The 18,118-nt window shown below is 72.6% G+C and carries 13 protein-coding genes and 1 pseudogene; 8 read left to right on the top strand and 6 right to left on the bottom strand.

Features of this window, described 5'->3' with window-relative positions:
• From NOD94_RS33360 to NOD94_RS33340, 5 genes and pseudogenes are all read left to right on the top strand, one after another.
• Positions 1-390: pseudogene (locus NOD94_RS33360) on the top strand (FxsB family radical SAM/SPASM domain protein); the annotation flags it as partial.
• 119 nt (positions 391-509) lie between these two features.
• Positions 510-1,244, top strand: a complete 735-nt coding sequence (locus tag NOD94_RS33355; protein WP_281209932.1) for an AAC(3) family N-acetyltransferase — start codon at positions 510-512, stop codon at positions 1,242-1,244.
• A gap of 43 nt (positions 1,245-1,287) precedes the next feature.
• Positions 1,288-2,700, top strand: coding sequence for a TIR-like protein FxsC (locus NOD94_RS33350; protein WP_281209931.1), 1,413 nt, complete (start codon positions 1,288-1,290; stop codon positions 2,698-2,700).
• Entirely contained in the window at positions 2,684-6,670 is a 3,987-nt protein-coding gene (gene fxsT / locus NOD94_RS33345) for an FxSxx-COOH system tetratricopeptide repeat protein (RefSeq protein WP_281209928.1), read from the top strand. Before NOD94_RS33350 ends, fxsT begins: the two co-directional genes overlap by 17 nt.
• 152 nt (positions 6,671-6,822) lie before the next feature.
• A complete protein-coding gene (locus NOD94_RS33340; protein WP_281209930.1) occupies positions 6,823-7,719 on the top strand; it encodes a DUF4231 domain-containing protein in 897 nt (298 codons plus the stop codon).
• 42 nt (positions 7,720-7,761) lie between these two features.
• On the opposite strand, the gene NOD94_RS33335 is transcribed toward NOD94_RS33340, so the two are convergent.
• The 4 genes from NOD94_RS33335 to NOD94_RS33320 form a co-directional block, all read right to left on the bottom strand.
• The gene (locus tag NOD94_RS33335) at positions 7,762-8,241 is read right to left on the bottom strand and encodes a hypothetical protein (RefSeq protein ID WP_281209927.1); all 480 of its coding nucleotides are present in this window, start codon (positions 8,239-8,241) and stop codon (positions 7,762-7,764) included.
• A gap of 105 nt (positions 8,242-8,346) precedes the next feature.
• Positions 8,347-9,240, bottom strand: coding sequence for a S1 family peptidase (locus NOD94_RS33330; protein ID WP_281209926.1), 894 nt, complete (start codon positions 9,238-9,240; stop codon positions 8,347-8,349).
• Positions 9,241-9,403: 163 nt separating this feature from the next.
• Positions 9,404-10,225, bottom strand: a complete 822-nt coding sequence (locus NOD94_RS33325; RefSeq protein ID WP_281209925.1) for a DUF1684 domain-containing protein — start codon at positions 10,223-10,225, stop codon at positions 9,404-9,406.
• A 118-nt stretch (positions 10,226-10,343) separates the two neighbouring features.
• Positions 10,344-11,708 (bottom strand): DUF5685 family protein, encoded by a 1,365-nt coding sequence (locus tag NOD94_RS33320; RefSeq protein ID WP_281209924.1) that lies wholly within the window; start codon positions 11,706-11,708, stop codon positions 10,344-10,346.
• 286 nt (positions 11,709-11,994) lie between these two features.
• Here NOD94_RS33320 and sepF point away from each other — a divergent pair, with 286 nt between their 5' ends.
• The gene (gene sepF / locus NOD94_RS33315) at positions 11,995-12,453 is read left to right on the top strand and encodes a cell division protein SepF (protein ID WP_281209923.1); all 459 of its coding nucleotides are present in this window, start codon (positions 11,995-11,997) and stop codon (positions 12,451-12,453) included.
• Between the two features lie 9 nt (positions 12,454-12,462).
• Here the strand turns inward: sepF and NOD94_RS33310 are convergent, their stop codons facing one another.
• Both NOD94_RS33310 and NOD94_RS33305 read right to left on the bottom strand, forming a co-directional pair.
• Complete coding sequence (locus NOD94_RS33310; protein ID WP_281209922.1) at positions 12,463-13,665, bottom strand: acyl-CoA dehydrogenase family protein; 1,203 nt, start codon at positions 13,663-13,665, stop codon at positions 12,463-12,465.
• A gap of 95 nt (positions 13,666-13,760) precedes the next feature.
• Positions 13,761-15,473 carry an MFS transporter gene (locus tag NOD94_RS33305; RefSeq protein ID WP_281209921.1) on the bottom strand — a complete coding sequence of 571 codons (1,713 nt, stop codon included), beginning with the start codon at positions 15,471-15,473 and terminating at the stop codon, positions 13,761-13,763.
• Between the two features lie 360 nt (positions 15,474-15,833).
• Here NOD94_RS33305 and NOD94_RS33300 point away from each other — a divergent pair, with 360 nt between their 5' ends.
• Both NOD94_RS33300 and NOD94_RS33295 read left to right on the top strand, forming a co-directional pair.
• Positions 15,834-16,958 (top strand): hypothetical protein, encoded by a 1,125-nt coding sequence (locus tag NOD94_RS33300; protein ID WP_281209929.1) that lies wholly within the window; start codon positions 15,834-15,836, stop codon positions 16,956-16,958.
• Positions 16,959-17,240: 282 nt separating this feature from the next.
• A partial coding sequence (locus NOD94_RS33295; RefSeq protein ID WP_281209920.1) for a phosphatase PAP2 family protein occupies positions 17,241-18,118 on the top strand: 878 nt, incomplete at its 3' end.

Below are 18,118 nucleotides of genomic sequence, written 5' to 3'. Positions count from 1 at the left end.
TGGGGCGAGGCCGGGCGGCACGGGCCCGGCGCGCTCGGCGTCCCGTACGGCGCCGGGGTGCGGGAGACGGCCCTGGCCCTGCTGACCGGCGGACGGCGGGCCCGGCTGCGGGAGCTGACCGAGGTGGCCGACCTGTACGCGCTGGACGGGGCCTGGCAGCACCCCTCGCCGTGGCGGGAGCGTCCGGTACCGGTGTCCCGGCTGCTGGCGGACGTGTACGAGCGGGTCGCGGTGGAGGCGTACCGGCGGGCGACGGCCACCCACGAGCCGGACGGCGCGGACCGCGTCCAGCGGGCGCTGGAACGACTGTCGGGTGCGGCGGAGCTGACGGTGACCGGCAAGCGGCTGGTGGAGGAGCTGCACTGGGAGTTGAAGGCGGTCGACGCGTGAGCTCCCCCGCCGCCCCGGCACCCTCCGGAGCCGCACCCCCCGAAGCCGCCGCCCCGTCCCGCGCCCCCGGTCCGCCGGCGCTCGCGGCGCAGCTGCGGCTGCTGGGCGTACGCCCCCGCATGCGGCTGCTGGTGCACGCGGCGCTGGGCGGTACCGGGCTGCGCGCCGGGACGCTGCGCGACGCCCTGACCGGGCTCCTCGGACCGCACGGCATCCTGGTGGTACCGGCGTTCACCCCGGAGAACTCGCTGACCTCGGGCGCACACCGGGCGCGCGTGGCGGGGCTGGACGAGTCGGGGGTGCGGGCCTTCCGGGCGCGGATGCCCGCCTTCGACCCCGACCGTACGCCGAGCCAGGGCATGGGCGCCTTCGCCGAGGCCGTCCGTACCGCGCCGGGCGCCGCGCGCAGCGACCACCCGCAGACCTCCTTCGCCGCACTCGGAGCGGGCGCGCGCGAGGTCTGTTCCGGGCACCGGCTCGAAAACCACCTCGGCGAGGAGTCGCCGCTGGGAAAGCTGTGCTGGGAGGGAGGTCAGGTACTGATGATCAATGTGGGCTTTTCCGCCTGCACCGCCTTCCACCTCGCGGAGTACCGAATTCCGAAGCCCCCCTTGCGCATGTACGACTGTGTGGTGAAGGTGAACCTTCCGGGGGGAAGCGGTGGTCAGCAGGGGGGAGAGTGGACCGCCTTCGAGGACGTCGCGCTGGACGACAGTGATTTCGCCGCGATCGGCAGCGCATTCCCGGATTCCCGGGTGCGCAGGGGGCGGGTGGGAGGGGCTCCGGCCATGCTCTTCTCCATTCCGGATGCCGTCGATCACGCAATGGACTGGATGACCGAAAACAGACGCTGATTGACTGAACGATGAGGGGATGTGGCGAAGCAGCTCCGGAATGATGTTTCTTCGCTCGCATCTTCGGGACGGGGGTCGTGTGCCCGCATCAGTGCAGCCGTATTTTTTTCTCAGTTATGCGCATACACCGAGGTTCGGGGCCGGCGGCCCCGATCCCGACATGTGGGTCGAGCGGCTCTTCCGCGATCTCTGCAGCCACGTCATGGCACTGACAGATCTGCCCGCCGGATCCGACGCCGGCTTCATGGACCGGGAGATACGCAGCGGGGAGGGCTGGTCGGAACGGCTCGGGGCGGCGCTCGCCACCTGCCGGGTCTTCGTCCCCCTGTTCTCGCCGCGCTACTTCGCCAGCGAGATGTGCGGGAAGGAGTGGTTCGCCTTCGCGCAGCGCGCCATCCAGCACGGCGCGGTCAGCAACGAGCGGGCCGAGGCCATCGTGCCCGCCCTGTGGGTGCCCGTACCTCCCTCGCAACTTCCGGGCCCGGCCGAGCGGTTGCAGTTCAACCACAACACCTTCGGCGAGCGCTACGTCACCGACGGGCTGTACGGGCTGATCAAGCTGCGCGGGTACGCGGAACAGTACGAGCGGGCCGTCTACGAGCTGGCCAAACGCATCGTCCGGGTGGCCGAGACCGTCCGCCTCGACCCCGTCCGCCCCCTGGACTACCGGGTGGTGCCCAGCGCCTTCGGTCCCACCGGGAGCCCGGCCCGCACGCTGCACGTGACCGTGGCCGCCGCGTCCCGGCACGACCTGCCCGACGGCCGCAGCCCCGAGTACTACGGGGAGAGCGCGCTGGACTGGAACCCGTACCACCCGGTCTCGCAGCGGCCCATCGCCTACGTGGCCGAGGACCTGGTCAAGAACCTCAACTACCGCACCACCATGTCGTCCTTCGACGACGAGGCCGGTCACTTCGACAGCAAGCAGCCGCCGACCCGGCCGGAGATCCTCATCGTCGACCGCTGGGCGCTGGAGGACGAACACCGCCGGCGGCGCCTGGCCGCCTTCGACCAGGAGTCCCGGCCGTGGATCAACGTGGTCGTGCCCTGGAACCGCTACGACCACCAGGGCCGGGCCAAGGAGGCCGAGCTGGCCCGGCGGCTGGAGGAGACCCTGCCCGTCAAGATGGGCCAGGGTCGGGCCGCCTGCCGGGCCGCCGCGAACGGGGTGGCCAACATCGAGACCCTCGGCCAGATCCTGCCGCAGGTGGTCGAGGCCGCCGCCCAGCAGTTCCTCAGACACGCGCAGGTGTACCTCCCGGCCGGGAGCACCCCCACCGAACGCCCCCGACTGCTGGGGCCGATGGGGATGGACGGCCCGCCCTTGCCGCCGCCCGCCCCCTTCCCGCCCGACGCCCACGGGCGGCCCGGGGGACGGCACGGACACGAAGGACGCGCAGGACACGACGACCCACACGACACCGACCGGGGGGACGCGGATGACAGCGAGTCGTGACAACCGAGACGGACGCATCGTCACCTTCTATTCGTACAAGGGCGGCACCGGCCGGACCATGGCGCTGGCGAACACCGCCTGGATCCTCGCCGCGAACGGCAAGCGGGTGCTCGCCGTGGACTGGGACCTGGAGGCCCCCGGCCTGCACCGCTTCTTCCACCCCTTCCTGGACCCCTCCACGCTCGGGGCCACCACCGGGGTCATCGACCTGATCAGCGAGTACGCGTGGGCCGCCACCAGCCCGGTGCAGCGCCCCGACGACTGGCACAAGGACTACGCCCGCATCCAGCCGCACGCCGTCTCCCTCACCCCGGAGAACCTGGGTTGGGAGTTCCCGGAGGGCGGCACCCTCGACTTCGTCTCGGCGGGGCGGCAGAACCGCGAGTACTCGGCGACCGTGTCCACCTTCGACTGGGACAACTTCTACGACCGGCTCGGCGGCGGCCTCTTCTTCGACGCGTTACGCGCGGACATGAAGCGGAACTACGACTACGTCCTGATCGACAGCCGCACCGGCCTGTCCGACATCGCCGACATCTGCACCGTCCACCTCCCCGACGTGCTGGTCGACTGCTTCACCCTCTCCGACCAGTCCATCGACGGCGCCGCCTCCGTCGCCCGGCAGATCGACGAGCGCTTCAACGACCGGGGCATCAAGATCTACCCGGTGCCGATGCGCATCGACGAGGGCGAGAAGGAGAAGGCCGACGCGGGCCGCGCCCTGGCCCGGATCAAGTTCGACCGCTTCCCGAACGGCCTCCTCGGCGACGAACTCACCTCGTACTGGGGCGCGGTGGAGATCCCCTACCGCCCCTACTACGCCTACGAGGAGACCCTGGCGACCTTCGGCGACGAGGCCGGGCTCACCAACTCCCTGCTCTCCGCCTTCGAGCGGCTCACCACGGTGGTCACCGGGGGCGAGATCACCTCCATGCCGGCCATCGGCGAGGAGGTCCGGCTGCGGATCAGGGACGCCTTCACCCGGCGGCGTCCCGCCCTGCCCGCCGACCTCTTCCTGTCCTACGTCGCCGAGAACCGGATGTGGGCCGACTGGATCGAGTCCGTGCTCACCCGGGCCGGTTTCCGGGTCGTCCCCCGGGACGTGTCCGCCGAGCGGGCCCCGGCGCCCGTCGCGGCCGGCTCCGGCGACACCTTGGGCGGGACGGGCATCGGCGTCGACACGGCGGCCCGGACCGTGGTGCTGCTCTCCAGCGCGTACCTCAAGTCGGCGCGGGCCGTCGACGTGTGGAACCGGGCCGCCGCCGAGGACCCGACGGGAGGCCGGCGGCAGCTGGTGCCGCTGCGGGTGGGCGACGTGCGCCTCGCGACGCCGTACATCGACCGCAACCCCGTGGACCTGTTCCGGCTCGACGAGGTGCACGCGGCGACCGCCCTGCTGCGGGCCGTGGAGCGGCCGATGGCGCTGCCGGACGGCGTCGCCGGCGCCTCCCACCCGGGCCCCCGCTTCCCGGGGACCGTCCCGAAGATCTGGAACGCGCCGCCCCGCAACCCCGGCTTCACCGGCCGCAGCATCGTGCTGGAGCGGATGCGCGACCAGCTCGGCGGCGGCATGGCCGTGGTGCTGCCGCAGCCGCAGACGCTGTACGGGCTCGGCGGCGTCGGCAAGACGCAGGTGGCGTTGGAGTACGTCCACCGGTTCATGGCCGACTACGACCTGGTGTGGTGGATCTCCTCGGAGCAGACCGACGACGTGGTCGCGGCCCTCGCGGAGCTGGCCGTACGGCTCGGCGCGCAGACCGGCGAGGACATGTCGGCGGCGTCCCAGGAGGCGATCGACCTGCTGCGGCGCGGCGTGCCGTCGGCGCGCTGGCTGCTGGTCTTCGACAACGCGGACGATCCCGAGACGCTCAAGCGGTTCTTCCCGCCGGGCGGTCCGGGGCACGTCCTGGTGACCTCCCGCAACCAGTCCTGGTCGCAGTACGGGGACGCGCTGCCGGTGGACGTGTTCCTGCGGGAGGAGTCCATCGAGCACCTCCAGCGCCGGGCCCCGGGCCTGTCCAAGGACGACGCCGAACAGGTGGCCGTCGCGGTCGGCGACCTGCCGCTGGCCGTCGAGCAGGCGGGCGCCTGGATCGCGGAGACCGCGACGCCGGTGTCCGCGTACCTGGAGCAGCTGGCCCAGCAGGCGGCCCGCGTGCTCGGGCTGAACCAGCCGCCCGGCTACCCGGAGCCGGTGGCCGCGACCTGGAACGTGTCGATCGAGCGGCTCCAGTCCCGCTCCCCCGCCGCGGTGCGGCTGTTGCAGCTGTGCGCCTTCTTCGCGCCGGAGCCGATCTCGGCGAACCTGCTGTACAGCAAGGAGATGATCGACGCGCTCAAGCCGTACGACGCCTCGCTCCAGGAGAAGCTGGTGCTCGGCCGGGTGATCCGGGAGATCGGCCGGTTCGCGATGGCCAAGGTCGACCAGGTGAGCAACAGCATCCAGGTGCACCGTCTCGTACAGGCCGTGATCCGGGCGCAGTTGACGGAGGAGGAGCAGCGGGAGGCGCGGCACGCGGTGCACCGGATCCTGGCGGGTGCCCGGCCCGACGACGACGAGCCGATAGACAATCCGGAGACGTGGCCGCGGTTCAACACCATCTGGCCGCACCTGAGCCCGTCGGAGGCCCGGTTCTGCAAGGAGCCGGAGACGCGCAGGCTGCTGATCGATCGGGTCCGGTACCTGTGGAAGCGCGGTGACTTCAAGGCCGCGTACGCGCTGGGCGAGGAGCTGCGCGACACCTGGAAGGAGACCCTGGGCAACGACGACCTCCAGTACCTGTACCTGCGCTTCCACCTGTCGAACATCCTTCGGTCGCAGGGTCGTTTCGTGGAGGCGAAGGATCTCGACGAGGTGACGCTGGAGCGGCAGCGGACGGCGCTGGGCCCCTCGCACCCGCACACGTACATGACGACCAGCGGCCTGGCGATGGACCTGGGCGCGCTCGGCCGGTACGGGGAGGCGATGGAGCTGGCGACGGCGGCGCACGAGGGGTTCGGGCAGATCTTCCACGAGGCGCACCCGCGCACCCTGGCGGCCGCGAACAACCTGGCGCTGAACCTGCGCATGGTCGGGCAGTACGCGCGGGCCCGGGAGATCGACCAGGAGGTCTTCGACCGGCGCACCGAGGTGCTGGGCACCGACCACCCGTACACCCTGTCCTCGGCGCAGAACCTGGCCCGGGACCTGCGCGAGGTGGGCCGGTACGAGGACTCGGTGCAGTTGCTGGGCCGGACGTACGAGATCTACAAGCGGCAGCTGGGCCGGGCCTTCCCGGGGACGCTGTCGGCGGCGAAGAACCTGGCGGTGTCGCTGCGGCGGGCGGGCGAGCTGGAGGACGCGCTGCGGCTGACGACCGCGACCCGGGCCCGGTACCGGGCCAAGTACACCTCGGTCAACCCGGACCTGCTGGCCTGCGAGCTGAACCTGGCCGCCGACCTGTTCGCGACGGGGGACCCGGGCGCCGCCCGCGACCTGGCGCAGGAGGTGGTGGACGAGTACATGAAGGTGCCGGGCGAGCGGCACCCGTACACCCTGGCCGCGGCCAACAACCTGGCGGTCTTCCACTGGGGCACGGGAGCCGCGGAGACGGCGGTGTCGATGCTGCGGCTGACGATCCGGCACATGCGCGACGTGCTGGGCGACAACCACCCGCACACCATCTTCGCCCACCTCAACCTGGCGAACGCGCGGGCGGACCTCGGTGACCCGGAGGGCGCCCTGGAGTTGGAGCGGCTCTCGGTGCTGCGGCTGCGCGAGGCCCTGGGGGCGCACCATCCGGAGACGTTGGCGAGCGCGTCGAACATGGCGGTGAGCCTGGACATGATGGGCCGCAAGGAGGAGGCGGCCCGGGTACGGGCGGAGGCGGTGGCCGAGCTGACCCGGCTGCTCGGGGAGGACCACGGTCTGACCCGGTACGCCCGTGACGAGCGGAGGGTCCACCGGGACCTGGAGCCGCTCGCCGTGTGATCCGAGGGCGGGGGGGGGGGGGTTGGGGGTGGGGGGGGGGGGGGGGGGGGGGGGGGGGGGGGGGGCGGCGGGGGGGGGCCCCCCCCCCCCCCCCCCCCCCCCCCCCCCCGCCGCCCGCCACCCGACAGCAGGGGGGCGCTGTGACCGACAGCATGACCTTTCGCAACGAGGACCTGCCGGCCCTCTTCCACCACACCGATCAGGCGGCGATCTCCCGACAGCGGGAGTCCGTGAAGGCCACGCGCGCGCAATTGGTGCTGCTGGTCGCGGCCGCGGGGGCCGCCGCACTGCCGTCCGGGCCCGCCGCGGGTCCGTTGCACCTGTTCGGGGCGCTGAGCACGCTGGCGTACGCGGGGGTGCTGGCCGTGGGCGTACGCGCGACGCGGCGGCGGGCCCGGCCGCAGTGGCAGCTGAACCGCAGCGCGGCCGAGTTCATCAAGTCGTTGGCCTGGCGGTACGCCGTGCACGGGGCGCCGTTCGGCAAGGGGACCGAGGGGGTGGAGGCCGCGTACCGCACGCGACTGGAGGCGGGTCTGGCCGAGCTGCGCAAGATGGGTTGGCAGGATCCGCGGGCCTCGGGTCCGGTGCCGGAGGGCGGTGAGATCACGGGGGCGATGCAGCGGCTGCGCGGGATGGACTACCGGGTCCGTCGGGAGACGTACGTACGGGACCGGTTGATCGAGCAGCGCACCTGGTACCGGCGCAGGACGGAGGTGTCGCGGCGGGCGACCCGGGTGTGGTCGTGGACGATCGTGCTGCTGACCTGTCTCGCCCTGTTGTTCGCGCTGTTCGGGGCGCTGGGCTCGGGTCCGGGGCCGCGGCTGACGGCGTTGCTGAGTGCGGCGGCGGCGGCCGGGATCGCCTGGAACGAGGTGCGGCGCCACCATCCGCTGATCGAGGCGCACACCCTGATCGAGCAGGACCTGTCGGCGATGATGGTCGTGATGCAGACGACGATCACCGAGGCGCAGTGGCCGTCCAGCGTGTACGAGACGGAGCGGTACGTGTCCCCGCAGCACACCGACTGGTTGGCGCGGCACAGCAGTTGAGGCGGAGCGGCGGTCGAGGCGGAACCCGGGGCGGGGCGCGGCTCAGTTCCGGGCCACGCCCTCCCGCCAGATGACGGTGACGGGTTTGCCGAGGGCCCGGGCGTAGGCGACGATCTCGGCGGTGCCGCCGTGCCCGCGGGCGGGCAGGCCGTCCCAGACGGCCACGAGTCGGTCGCAGGAGTCGGCGATCCAGGTGCCGGCGGCGTAGTAGGCCTCGTCCGTGGAGCGGGGGAAGGCCATCCGGACCTCCTGGGTGGCGCGCAGGCGCAGGCGCCGGTAGCCGGCGAGGGCGTCCGCGTCGTCGAAGGTCTCCTCGTAGTCGCCGCTGGGGATCACGACGGTGAGGTCGGCTCCGCGTTCCAGGGCGATTTCGGCGAAGAGCTGGTCGGCTCCGTCGGCGAGGCTGGAGAGCGCCTCCAGGGGCCCCTCGTGCTCCGCCAGTACCGCTCGCAGACCTTCCCTGACGTGTCCTAGCGCCTCGGTCGGGATCGTCCGGTGTCCGGTCACGCCGATGCGCTTCATGTGGAAACCTGCATGCGGCAAACCTGCCTCCCCCAAGGACACGGGCACCTGGACATCCTCCCAGAAGGCGGGAGGACGTCCAGGGGCGCGATGGGGGCGCGTGGGTCAGTAGACGCTGACCCCGTAGGCGTTCAGGGCTTCCACGACGGGCTGGAAGTAGGTGGTTCCGCCCGAGGAGCAGTTGCCGCTGCCACCGGAGGTGAGGCCGACGGCGCGGGTGCCGGAGTAGAGCGGGCCGCCGCTGTCGCCGGGTTCGGCGCAGACGTTGGTCTTGATCATGCCGTAGACCACGTCGCCGCCGCCGTAGTTCACGGTGGCGTTGAGGCCGGTGACCCGGCCGCTGTGGATGCCGGTGGTGGAGCCGCGCCGGGTGACGGACAGGTTGACGGTGGCGTTGATCGCGCTGGTGATGTCCTGGCTGCCGACGGTGCCGGGCGGGACGGGCGAGTTGCTCGCGTACTTGATCAGGCCGTAGTCGTTGGTCGGGAAGCTGGACCCGGTGGTGGAACCGAGCACGTTGGTCTTGGCGGAGTTGGTCCACCAGGTGCCGGCGCCGTCGGTGCAGTGACCGGCGGTGAGGGCGTAGTAGTTGCTGCCGCTGCGCACGTTGAAGCCGAGCGAGCAGCGCCAGCTGGAGGCGTAGATGGCGTCGCCGCCGGAGGCGAGCTTGGTCAGCTTGCCGGGGGTGCGTTCGATGCGCAGGGCGCGGGCGTCGGCTCCGGCATCGCGGCGGAGTCTGGCCAGGTCGGCGGCGCTGACGGTGGAGTCGGCGGTGACCACGAGGGTGCCGGTGGCGGCGTCGGTGTGCCAGGCGGTGCCCGCCACGTCGGCCCGTAGGACGGAGGCCTCGGCGGCGGCGAGCCGGGCGGCGCTGAAGCCGTTGTCGGTGGGTTCGGGTGCGGCGGCGCTGGCGGCCGTGGGGGCGGCGAGTGCGGCGACGGCGGCCAGGCCGGTGGCCGCCGCGAGCAGCCTGACACGGGTGATGCGGTTGATCCTCACTGCACGTCCTCCCGGAAGGGGGTCGGGGGCCCGGCGGTCGTGGGGGTGCCGGAGCCCGTGAGCGGCGGTGGGGGGCAGGGCGTGCGGGTGGGGTTCCACCCCGCACACTTTCGCCGTGCCCCTGACAAGTCCGCCGAATGACGCTGACGGGAGTGTCACGGCGTCAGATACCGGCGACAAGGGCGTCTTTCAGCCTCCGCTCCCCCGCCGCGACCGCGAAGGGCAGGGTGTTGCCCGGGGGCGGGAAGGGACAGACGAAGTGATCGGCGAAGGCGCGGGGCGGGAGCAGGGCCCGGTTGAGGTCGACGGTGACGCTCCCCTCGGCGGCCGGGGTCCCGGGCCGCAGGAACCGGAAGCGGTAGCCGGAACGGCCGCCGGTGGTGTCCCCGAAAACGGCCCGGAGGCTGCCGTCCTCGCCGTCCACGGCCACCTGGAGGGAGTACGGGCTCCCCCGGTACGAGAAGCTCGGCTCGCCCCCGAGTCCGAGGCCGCGCTCGCGCCCGTCGACGTTCGCCACCTGGACCGTCCGGTCCTCGCCGTACGGTCGGAAGCGGCCGGGCAGCGCGAAATCGGGGTCGTAAGCGGTGGCCTCGATCCCGGGGAAGGCCCGCCGGGCGGGCGCGGCGGGGTCGTAGACGCGCAGCGCCCACTCCCCCTCCCGGCGGATCACGACGAGCCGGAGGTCCCCGGCGGAGACCCGGGAGTCCGCGGGCCGGCCCCGGTCGGCGGCGAGGACGGCCTCCCCGACGAAGGGCTCGCCGTCGAGCGTGAGGCCGTCCTCGGCGGCGGCGCCCAGCCGAACGCCGCCGTCGGTTGCGCGCCAGCGGCCCGGAACGGCCGGAATTCGACCTTCCGGGTGCCCGGTCCCCGCCTCGGAGAGCCAGTGGGTACCGGTCGGCGTCAGGGGTCCGTAGGGCCCGGAAACGGTGGCCGTCCGGTGCTCGTGCCACTCCCGCCGGGCCGTGGCGGCGTCATCGTCACTCATGGCGCTCAACCCTTCCACGCGCGCCCCGGCGGGAATCCCCCGCTACGCCGTCCGGGTCCGGGGGAACTGACGCCGCCTCAGGAAGGTGCCGATCCGGCGCCGCCGCGCCCGCGGATGGTCAGCAGTCGCACCCGCAGCAGTTGCAGTCGCAGCACCCGCCACCGTCACCACCGCCGCTCCCGCCGCCCGAGCCGCCCGTGGGCGAGGAGTTCGGCCGGCAGCAGTCACAGCATTCGCAGGCGTCGCACCACGGGTCACGCTTCTTCCGCGACCACGGCCCCTCGTGCTCGGTGCAGCAGATCCGGCAGGTGCAGAAGAGCCCGATGGCCACGGCGCAGCCCGCCAACAGCCCCCGGCGCGGCTTCTGCCCGGAGGGGCCGCCGTGACCACCGCCGCCACCGTGACCGCCACCGCCGCCCGGCCCCCACGGGCCGCCGGGGCCCATCGGCGGCGGCCCGGCCGGCCCGCCGGGGGCGGGCTGCTGCCCGTACGGGTTGCCCCCCGCGCCGCCGTACGGACCACCCTGGCCGTACGGGCCACCCGCGTAGGGCCCGCCCTGGCCGTACGGGCCGCCCTGGGGCTGCCCGGGGCCGGGGCCCGCGGCGTTCGCCACGCCGTGCCGACAGGTGCCGGTCCCGAAGGCCCGGTCCACCGAGGTGCGCAGTTCGTGCACCAGCAACCGGTGCGCGAGCCCCGAGTCGGCGAACTCGACCTCGTCCAGCGACAGCCGTATCCCGTGCAGCGCGTCGTCGCACAGTCGGCGGGCCTCGGCCAGGGAGGTCCCGGTCGCGGTGAGCGGGTTCCAGGCGCCCGCCGCGGCGTCGGCGGTCTGATCCTCGACGGCGTCCAGCAGGTGCGCGAGCCGCCCGAAGTACCGGCCGGCCTCGGCGAGCGCGGAACCGTTGCCTGGCCGCCCCGCGAGGATGGCGGTATGCGCGAACGCGGCCGCCGTCGCGGTCTCCGTCGGCTCGGTCACCAGCAGCACGGAGGTGCCGAGCCCGGCCAGGGTCTCGATGCCGCCCTGCCGGTCCACCGCGTCGACGAGGACCGCCGTGTCGAAGCCGAGCGAGGCGCCGGTGCGGGCACCGGCCCGGTCCCAGCCCCGGGCCACCTTGCGCGCGGCGGCGGCGATCGGGGCGCGGGCCAACAGCCCGTCCCGGTCGGCCACGTGGTCGCGTACCTTCGCGGACGCCAGTACGAGGGAGACGGCGGCCGCGAGCCTGGCCCCCTCGCCGTTCGCGACAGGAGCGGTCCGCATGCCGCGCAGCGGGCAGGGGCCCGCCGTACGCCGGGCGCCGGGCAGCGGACCCGACTGAGCCTCCGTCAGAACGGAGACGAGCAGCCCGTCGTAGTTGGTGACGATGCGTGCGAACTGTCCGTGGTCACCACGAAGTGCCAGACAGAGCCCACAAAGATGGGCCATCCACTCCGTTTTGAACCGCTCGCCGAGCCGGTGCGTGCAAGGTCTGACAATGCCGAACAATCCGCTTCCCCCGTGTGTGATCCGCACTCTTCCCGGGCATCGTATCCAGCCAGGTCGTTCACCCGTACGCCCCAAGGGCTCACCCGGACGGCGGCGGCGGTCGTATTTTCACTCAGACAGCAGCGGCAGCCACCCGGAATCCTTGACCGTGCAACGGATGTTCTGCACCAGTCCCGTCACGAAACCCCTGCGCGGCGACTATCCACTTGGCGCGTTGTCAGCATCATGGACGACCATAGGGGCAACGGGGAAGAAGACAGACTGGCCACGGTGAAAGGAGGCGTCCATGGGTTCGGTACGCAAGGCGAGTGCCTGGTTGGGTCTCGTGGAGGACAGCGACGACGAGCGGTACTACGACGACGACTACGCGGAGGCGGTGGAGCGCCAGCAGGGCTCGGTCTCCGGCCCCGGCGACCAGTGGGTCACCGATCCCCGTGTGAAGGTCGCCTCGGAGTCGGCCGTCGAGCAGGGCCGGCGCATCGCGACCGTCACTCCGGACGGCTTCCGTGACGCCCGCGGCATCGGCGAGCTGTTCCGCGAGGGCGTCCCGGTCATCGTGAACCTGTCGTCGATGGACCCGGGCGACGCGAAGCGGGTCGTCGACTTCGCGGCCGGCCTGACCTTCGGCCTGCGCGGTTCGATCGAGCGGGTGGCGACCAGGGTCTTCCTCCTGACCCCGGCCGACACCCAGATCGTCAACGGTGAGGCGGGCGGCCGCTCGCGCGACTTCTTCAACCAGAGCTGAGCGGGGCCCTCACCGGAAGGCGTCGAGCCCGGTGAGCGCCTTGCCCAGCACCAGCTGGTGCATCTCCACGGTGCCCTCGTAGGTGAGCACCGATTCGAGGTTGGTGGCGTGCCGCATCACGGGATATTCGAGCGAGATCCCGTTGGCACCCAGGATGGTCCGCGCGGTCCGACAGATTTCGATGGCCTCGCGGACGTTGTTGAGCTTGCCGAAGCTGATCTGCTCCGGCCGTAGCGTGCCCGCGTCCATGCGCCGCCCCAGGTGGTGGGCGAGCAGGATGCCCTTGTGGAGTTCCAGTGCCATGTCCGCGAGCTTGGCCTGCGTGAGCTGGAACCCGCCGATCGGCCTGCCGAACTGCTCCCGCGTCCTCGCGTAGTCGAGCGCGGACTCGAAGCTGGCGCGCGCCGCGCCCATGGAGCCCCAGACGATCCCGTACCGCGCGTGGCTGAGGCAGCCCAGCGGCCCCTTGAGGCCGGTGACGCCCGGGAGCACCGCGTCCGCCGGCAGCCGTACGTCGTCCATGACGAGTTCGCTGGTCACCGAGGCGCGCAGCGACCACTTGTGCTTGATCTCCGGCGCCGAGAACCCGGCCGCGTCCGTGGGTACGGCGAACCCGCGGATCCCCTCGTCGGTCTGCGCCCAGACCACGGCGACGGAGGCGACCGAACCGTTGGTGATCCACATCTTGCGACCGTTCAGCACCCAGTCGGCCCCGTCCCGCTTCGCGTACGTCCGCATGGCCGCGGGGTCGGAGCCCACGTCGGGTTCGGTCAGCCCGAAGCAGCCGATCAGCTCGCCGGCCGCCATGCCGGGCAGCCAGCGCTGCTTCTGTTCCTCGGAGCCGTACTTCCAGATCGCGTACATGGCCAGTGAGCCCTGTACGGAGACCAGCGAGCGGATCCCGGAGTCGGCGGCCTCCAGCTCCAGGCAGGCCAGGCCGTACTGGACGGCGCTGGCGCCTGCGCACCCGTACCCCTCCAGGGACATGCCGAGGGCGCCGATGGAACCGAGTTCGCGGGCCAGCTCGCGGATGCCGGGGAGCTCGCCGTCCTCGTACCACTGCGCGATGTGCGGCAGGACACGGTCGGCGGCCCAGGATCGGACGGTGTCGCGGACTGCGAGGTCCTCGGGGCCGAGCAGTTCGTCGAGGCCGAGCGGATCGGTGGGGGCGAAGGGGGTCCTCGGCACTGAGGACGCAGACGAGGCGGACAAGAGGGGCCTCCCGGCAGGCACGTGGGCGAAACCTAGCAGTGCAAGTTTGTCGCCGGGCGGGCCCCGGGTCCACCCCCGGCTTCCGGGGCGTGCCGTCAGGCGGTGCGGCCGGGCCGCCCGCCGACGGCCGGGTCGCACTCGGACTTGGCCGGACCGGGGATCCGCGCCCCGGCGGACGCGTTCGGGGCCGTCGACTGCGCGGGCAGACGTACGGACCGCTCCGCTCCGGTCTCGGCTTCGCCGACCGGCTCGGTGTTGTCCATGGCGCGCGGCAGCTTCAGCGCCATGACGGCGCCCGCCAGCAGCAGGGCGGCGCTGACGACGAGGGTGACGTGCAGTCCGTGCACGAAGGACTGCCGGGCCGCGGCGTACAGGGCCTCCCCCGCCGGGCCGCCGAGCCGGGCGGCGATCTGATAGGCCTCGCCGAGGGAGTGCGCCGCTCCCGTCGAGTCGGCGGCGGAGACGCCGGGGACCTGGTGGAGGCCGGGCGCGTAGGCGGCGTTCATCACGCTGCCGAGCAGGGCGATGCCCATGCCCGCGCCGAGCTGGTACGAGGTCTCGCCTATGGAGGCCGCGCCGCCGGCGGTGGCCGACGGGGCCTCGCTCAGCATGGACTCGTAGGCGGCGAACAGGGTGGTCTGGAGGCCGAAGCCGAGCAGGACGAAGCCGACGGTCAGCAGCACGGGCCGGTCCTGCTGGCCCATGAAGGTCAGCAGCAGGACCGCGGCGGCGGTGAGCAGGAAGCCCAGCGAGACCATCGTGCGGGGGCCGACCCGCTGGAGGGTGTACGAGCCGGTGGCGCCCGCGGCCATGGCGGCGAAGGTGAGCGGCAGCAGCCGCAGGCCGGTCTCCAGCGGGCTCAGGTGCAGCACCAGCTGGAGGTACTGGACGGCGATCAGTTCGAGGCCGACCAGGGCCAGCATGGCCAGCACGATGCAGCCGACGGAGGTGGAGAACGCGGCCCGGGAGAACATCCGCATGTCGATCAGCGGGTGCTCGCGCCGCTTCTGCCGGCGCACGAAGAGGATGAGCAGGGCCACGCCGACGGCCAGCGGGACCAGTGCCCCGGGGTCGGTGAGGTGCCGTTCGGCGCCGATCCGTTTGATGCCGAGCACCGAGCCGAGCACGCCGGCGGCGGCCATCAGCGCGCCGAGTACGTCCCAGGGGCCGTCGGAGGAGCCCTTGGACTCGGGCAGCAGCCAGCGGCCGAGCGGCAGGATCAGCGCCATCAGCGGAATGTTGATGAGGAAGACGGAGCCCCACCAGAAGTGCTGGACGAGGAAGCCGCCGAGGACGGGCCCGCCGGCCGCGCCGATCGCCGCGACGGCGGTCCAGATGCCGATGGCCAACGCCCGCTCGCGCCGGTCGGGGAAGACCTGACGCAGGATCGACAGCGTGGCCGGCATGATCATCGCGCCGCCGATGCCGAGCAGGGCGCGCGCGGCGATCAGGACCTGGGCGTTGTCGGCGAAGGCCGCGATGGCGGAGGCGACGCCGAAGAGCGCGTAGCCGAGGAGCAGGATCCGGCGGCGGCCGACGCGGTCACCGAGGGTGCCGAAGAGGATCAGGAGCGCCGCGCAGACCAGGGGGTAGGCGTCGACGATCCACAGGAGCTCGATCGCGCCGGGACGCAGGTCCTCGGTGACGGCGGGGACCGCCACGTGCAGGATCGTCGCGTCGAGCGCGACGAGCACGAGGCTGACGCACAGGACCGCGAGGACCAACCAGCGGTTCGCCCCGCCGGAAACCGCGCTGAGCCGCTGCCGGAAGGAAGGGGTCCTGTCGCCGGTCATGTGCGTGCCCGACATGCATGTACCTCCCAGGTGATCCCTCACACTCGGCGGACCTGCGTCGTCGGCCCGCCGCGGGTGGTGCGCTTGCGGCGTCCAACGGGGTCCGGCATCGACACGCGAGTGAACGGTCAGCGTACGCGAGTTCGCGTGTCCGACACGTGGTCAAGCTCTCACCGCGGCGACGCCCGCCCTGTGGTGTGCGCCACTAGGGCCTGACGTGGGGCCGCCCTGGGGGCCGCCCCCTTCCCTCCGGGTACACGCCTGTTCACATTCCGTGGTTCCGGCCCGCGGGTGCGGCCGGGCGGCGACGGCGCCGGGAGCCGGGCCCGCGAGACTGTCCGTGTGAACGACACGCCCGTGACCCCCGAGAACGATGTGACCGACGCGCCCGCGAGGTTCCCCCGGCTGCGGCGGGCCGCCCCCGCCCTGGCCGCCTTCGCGGCCGTCCGCCTACTCGGCCTCGCCGTCCTCGCGGGCTGGGGGGCGGTGGCCGGCAGCAGTCCCCACACCCTGCTCTCGGCCCGCTGGGATTCGCTCTGGTACGCCCGGATCGCCGCCGAGGGGTACGGGTACGAGGTGGTCCTGCCGAGCGGGGCGGTCCATTCCAACCTGGCGTTCTTCCCGCTCCTGCCGTGGCTGGAGCGGCTGGTGGCGGCGGTCTCGGGGCTCTCGTACGGGTCGGCGGGGTTGGTCGTCTCGGTGGTGGCGGGGTTCGCCGCCGCCTGGGGGATCTTCGCGGTGGCCGACCTGTTCCTCGGGCGCGCGGCCGGGGTCCTCGCGGTGGCGCTCTGGGCGGCGCTGCCCGTCGGCGTCGTGCAGTCCATGGCGTACAGCGAGGCCCTGTTCACGGCGCTGGCCGCGTGGGCGCTGTACGGGGTGCTGCGCGGGCACTGGATCACGGCGGGCCTGCTCACGGCCGGCGCCGGGCTGACCCGCCCGGTCGGCGCCGCCGTCGTCGCCGCCCTCTGGGTGGGTGCCGCCCTGGCGTGGCGGCGCGGCGAAGGGTCCTGGCGGACGGCCGCCGGGGTGCTGCTGGCTCCGCTGGGGGCGGCCGGGTACGTGCTGTGGGTGGGGCAACGGACCGGCGGCGGGCTGCTGGGGTACCTGGACGTGCAGGCCGGTTGGGGCAACGGCTTCGACGGGGGTTGGGCCTTCGCCCGGTTCATCGGCGAGCGGCTCGCCTCCTCCGCCTTCCTCGCCGGCGTGGGACTGATCGCCGGGGTGCTGCTGGTGCTGTGGCTGTACCGGTCGTGCGTCCGGCAGCGGCAGCCCGCCGCGCTGCTCGTGTACTGCGGGATCGTCGTGGCGCTGGCGCTGTGCGCCTCGGGGTACTTCGGTTCCAAGCCCCGGCTGCTGCTGCCGGCGTTCCCGCTGCTGCTGCCGGTGGCCGCGGCCCTCGGCCGGTGGGGGACACGGCGGGCGGCGGCGGTGCCGGCCGTGCTGGCCGTGTGCTCGGCGGTGTACGGAGCCTTCTGGCTCAACGGCTCGGGACCTCCGTAGGACCGCCGCCGGACGGCCTCCGGGTCGCCCCGCAGGGGGTGATCACGGAACGGATCATTCCAATCCATGATTGGGCAAAGGAATTGACCAGCGGCAATAAGGGTCGGGTAAGTATGCAGATAATTACGCCGCCGGAGTCGCGGGAGTTGAATCCCGGGAGTTCCAACCGGGGCCACAATAACGGGAATTAAGTACTGCGTGAGACGCACTCCACATCACATGGTCATCACAAAGCCCGCGATTCGACCGGGCTGCCCTTCGACGCGCGGTAACGTCGATTGAGTGCGTACCGACCAATTGCTGACCCGTCTGGAGCCGGTGTTCGCCCGGCTGGACCGGGAACCAGAGCGACCGGCTCATCTGCAAACTCCGCGGATGAGCCGGCACCGCGTCGTGCTCCTCGCCTCGACCCTCGCGTTCTACCTCGCGATCGTCGTGGCGGTGCTGATGACGTCCTGGCTCGTCCGGCTGGACTGGCAGATCATGTTCTTCCGGCCCTACGAGCAGTGGCCGCAGCTGCACGCCTTCCTCGACTACCTCGTCGTACTCGGCCAGCGCGGGCCCACCGCGGTGATGGTCGCGGCCTGGCTGGGCTGGCGCTCCTGGCGCCAGCACACGCTGCGCCCGCTGATCACGCTCGGCGTGGCCCTGCTGCTGCTGAACATCACCGTCGGCGCCGTCAAGCTCGGCCTCGGCCGGCTCGGCCCCCACTACGCCACCCAGATCGGCTCCGCCGAGCTCTTCGCGGGCGGCGATATATTTCCTTCCGGCCACACCGCCAATGCCGTCGTGACCTGGGGAATCCTGGCCTACCTGGCTTCCACCACGGTCACCCGGCGGGTGCTGTCCATCGTCTCCGCGGTGGTCTCGCTGAGCGTCGGGGCCACCACCGTGTACCTCGGCACCCACTGGGTCTCCGACGTCCTGCTCGGCTGGACCGCCGGCCTCCTGATCATGCTGGCGCTCCCCTGGTTCGAGCCGCTCATCGCCCGCGCCGAGGCCTACGTCTTCGAGCTGCGCGAGATGCTCCGGCGCCGGCTGGAGGAGGGCCGGATCTCCGAGCCCGTCGCCGCAGCGCTCACCCCGCTGCTCTCCGCGGGCGGCAAGTGGCGGCCCCGGCGCGCCACCGGGTCCGGCGCCCCGGCCCCCGCGCCGGTCGC

It is taken from the genome of Streptomyces sp. Isolate_45 (assembly GCF_024721315.2).
Lineage (GTDB): Bacteria > Actinomycetota > Actinomycetes > Streptomycetales > Streptomycetaceae > Streptomyces.
The sequence above is the reverse complement of the archived record's forward strand: the minus strand, read 5'-3'. Positions and strand labels throughout refer to the sequence as shown.

Bases quoted from the DNA above. Each gene is read 5' to 3' on its own strand.
- NOD94_RS33355 (WP_281209932.1), top strand. From the start codon at position 510: ATGCGGCTGCTGGTGCACGCGGCGCTGGGCGGTACCGGGCTGCGCGCC.
- NOD94_RS33350 (WP_281209931.1), top strand. From the start codon at position 1,288: ATGTTTCTTCGCTCGCATCTTCGGGACGGGGGTCGTGTGCCCGCATCA.
- fxsT (WP_281209928.1), top strand. From the start codon at position 2,684: ATGACAGCGAGTCGTGACAACCGAGACGGACGCATCGTCACCTTCTAT.
- NOD94_RS33340 (WP_281209930.1), top strand. From the start codon at position 6,823: ATGACCTTTCGCAACGAGGACCTGCCGGCCCTCTTCCACCACACCGAT.
- NOD94_RS33335 (WP_281209927.1), bottom strand. From the start codon at position 8,241: ATGAAGCGCATCGGCGTGACCGGACACCGGACGATCCCGACCGAGGCG.
- NOD94_RS33325 (WP_281209925.1), bottom strand. From the start codon at position 10,225: ATGAGTGACGATGACGCCGCCACGGCCCGGCGGGAGTGGCACGAGCAC.
- sepF (WP_281209923.1), top strand. From the start codon at position 11,995: ATGGGTTCGGTACGCAAGGCGAGTGCCTGGTTGGGTCTCGTGGAGGAC.
- NOD94_RS33305 (WP_281209921.1), bottom strand. From the start codon at position 15,473: ATGTCGGGCACGCACATGACCGGCGACAGGACCCCTTCCTTCCGGCAG.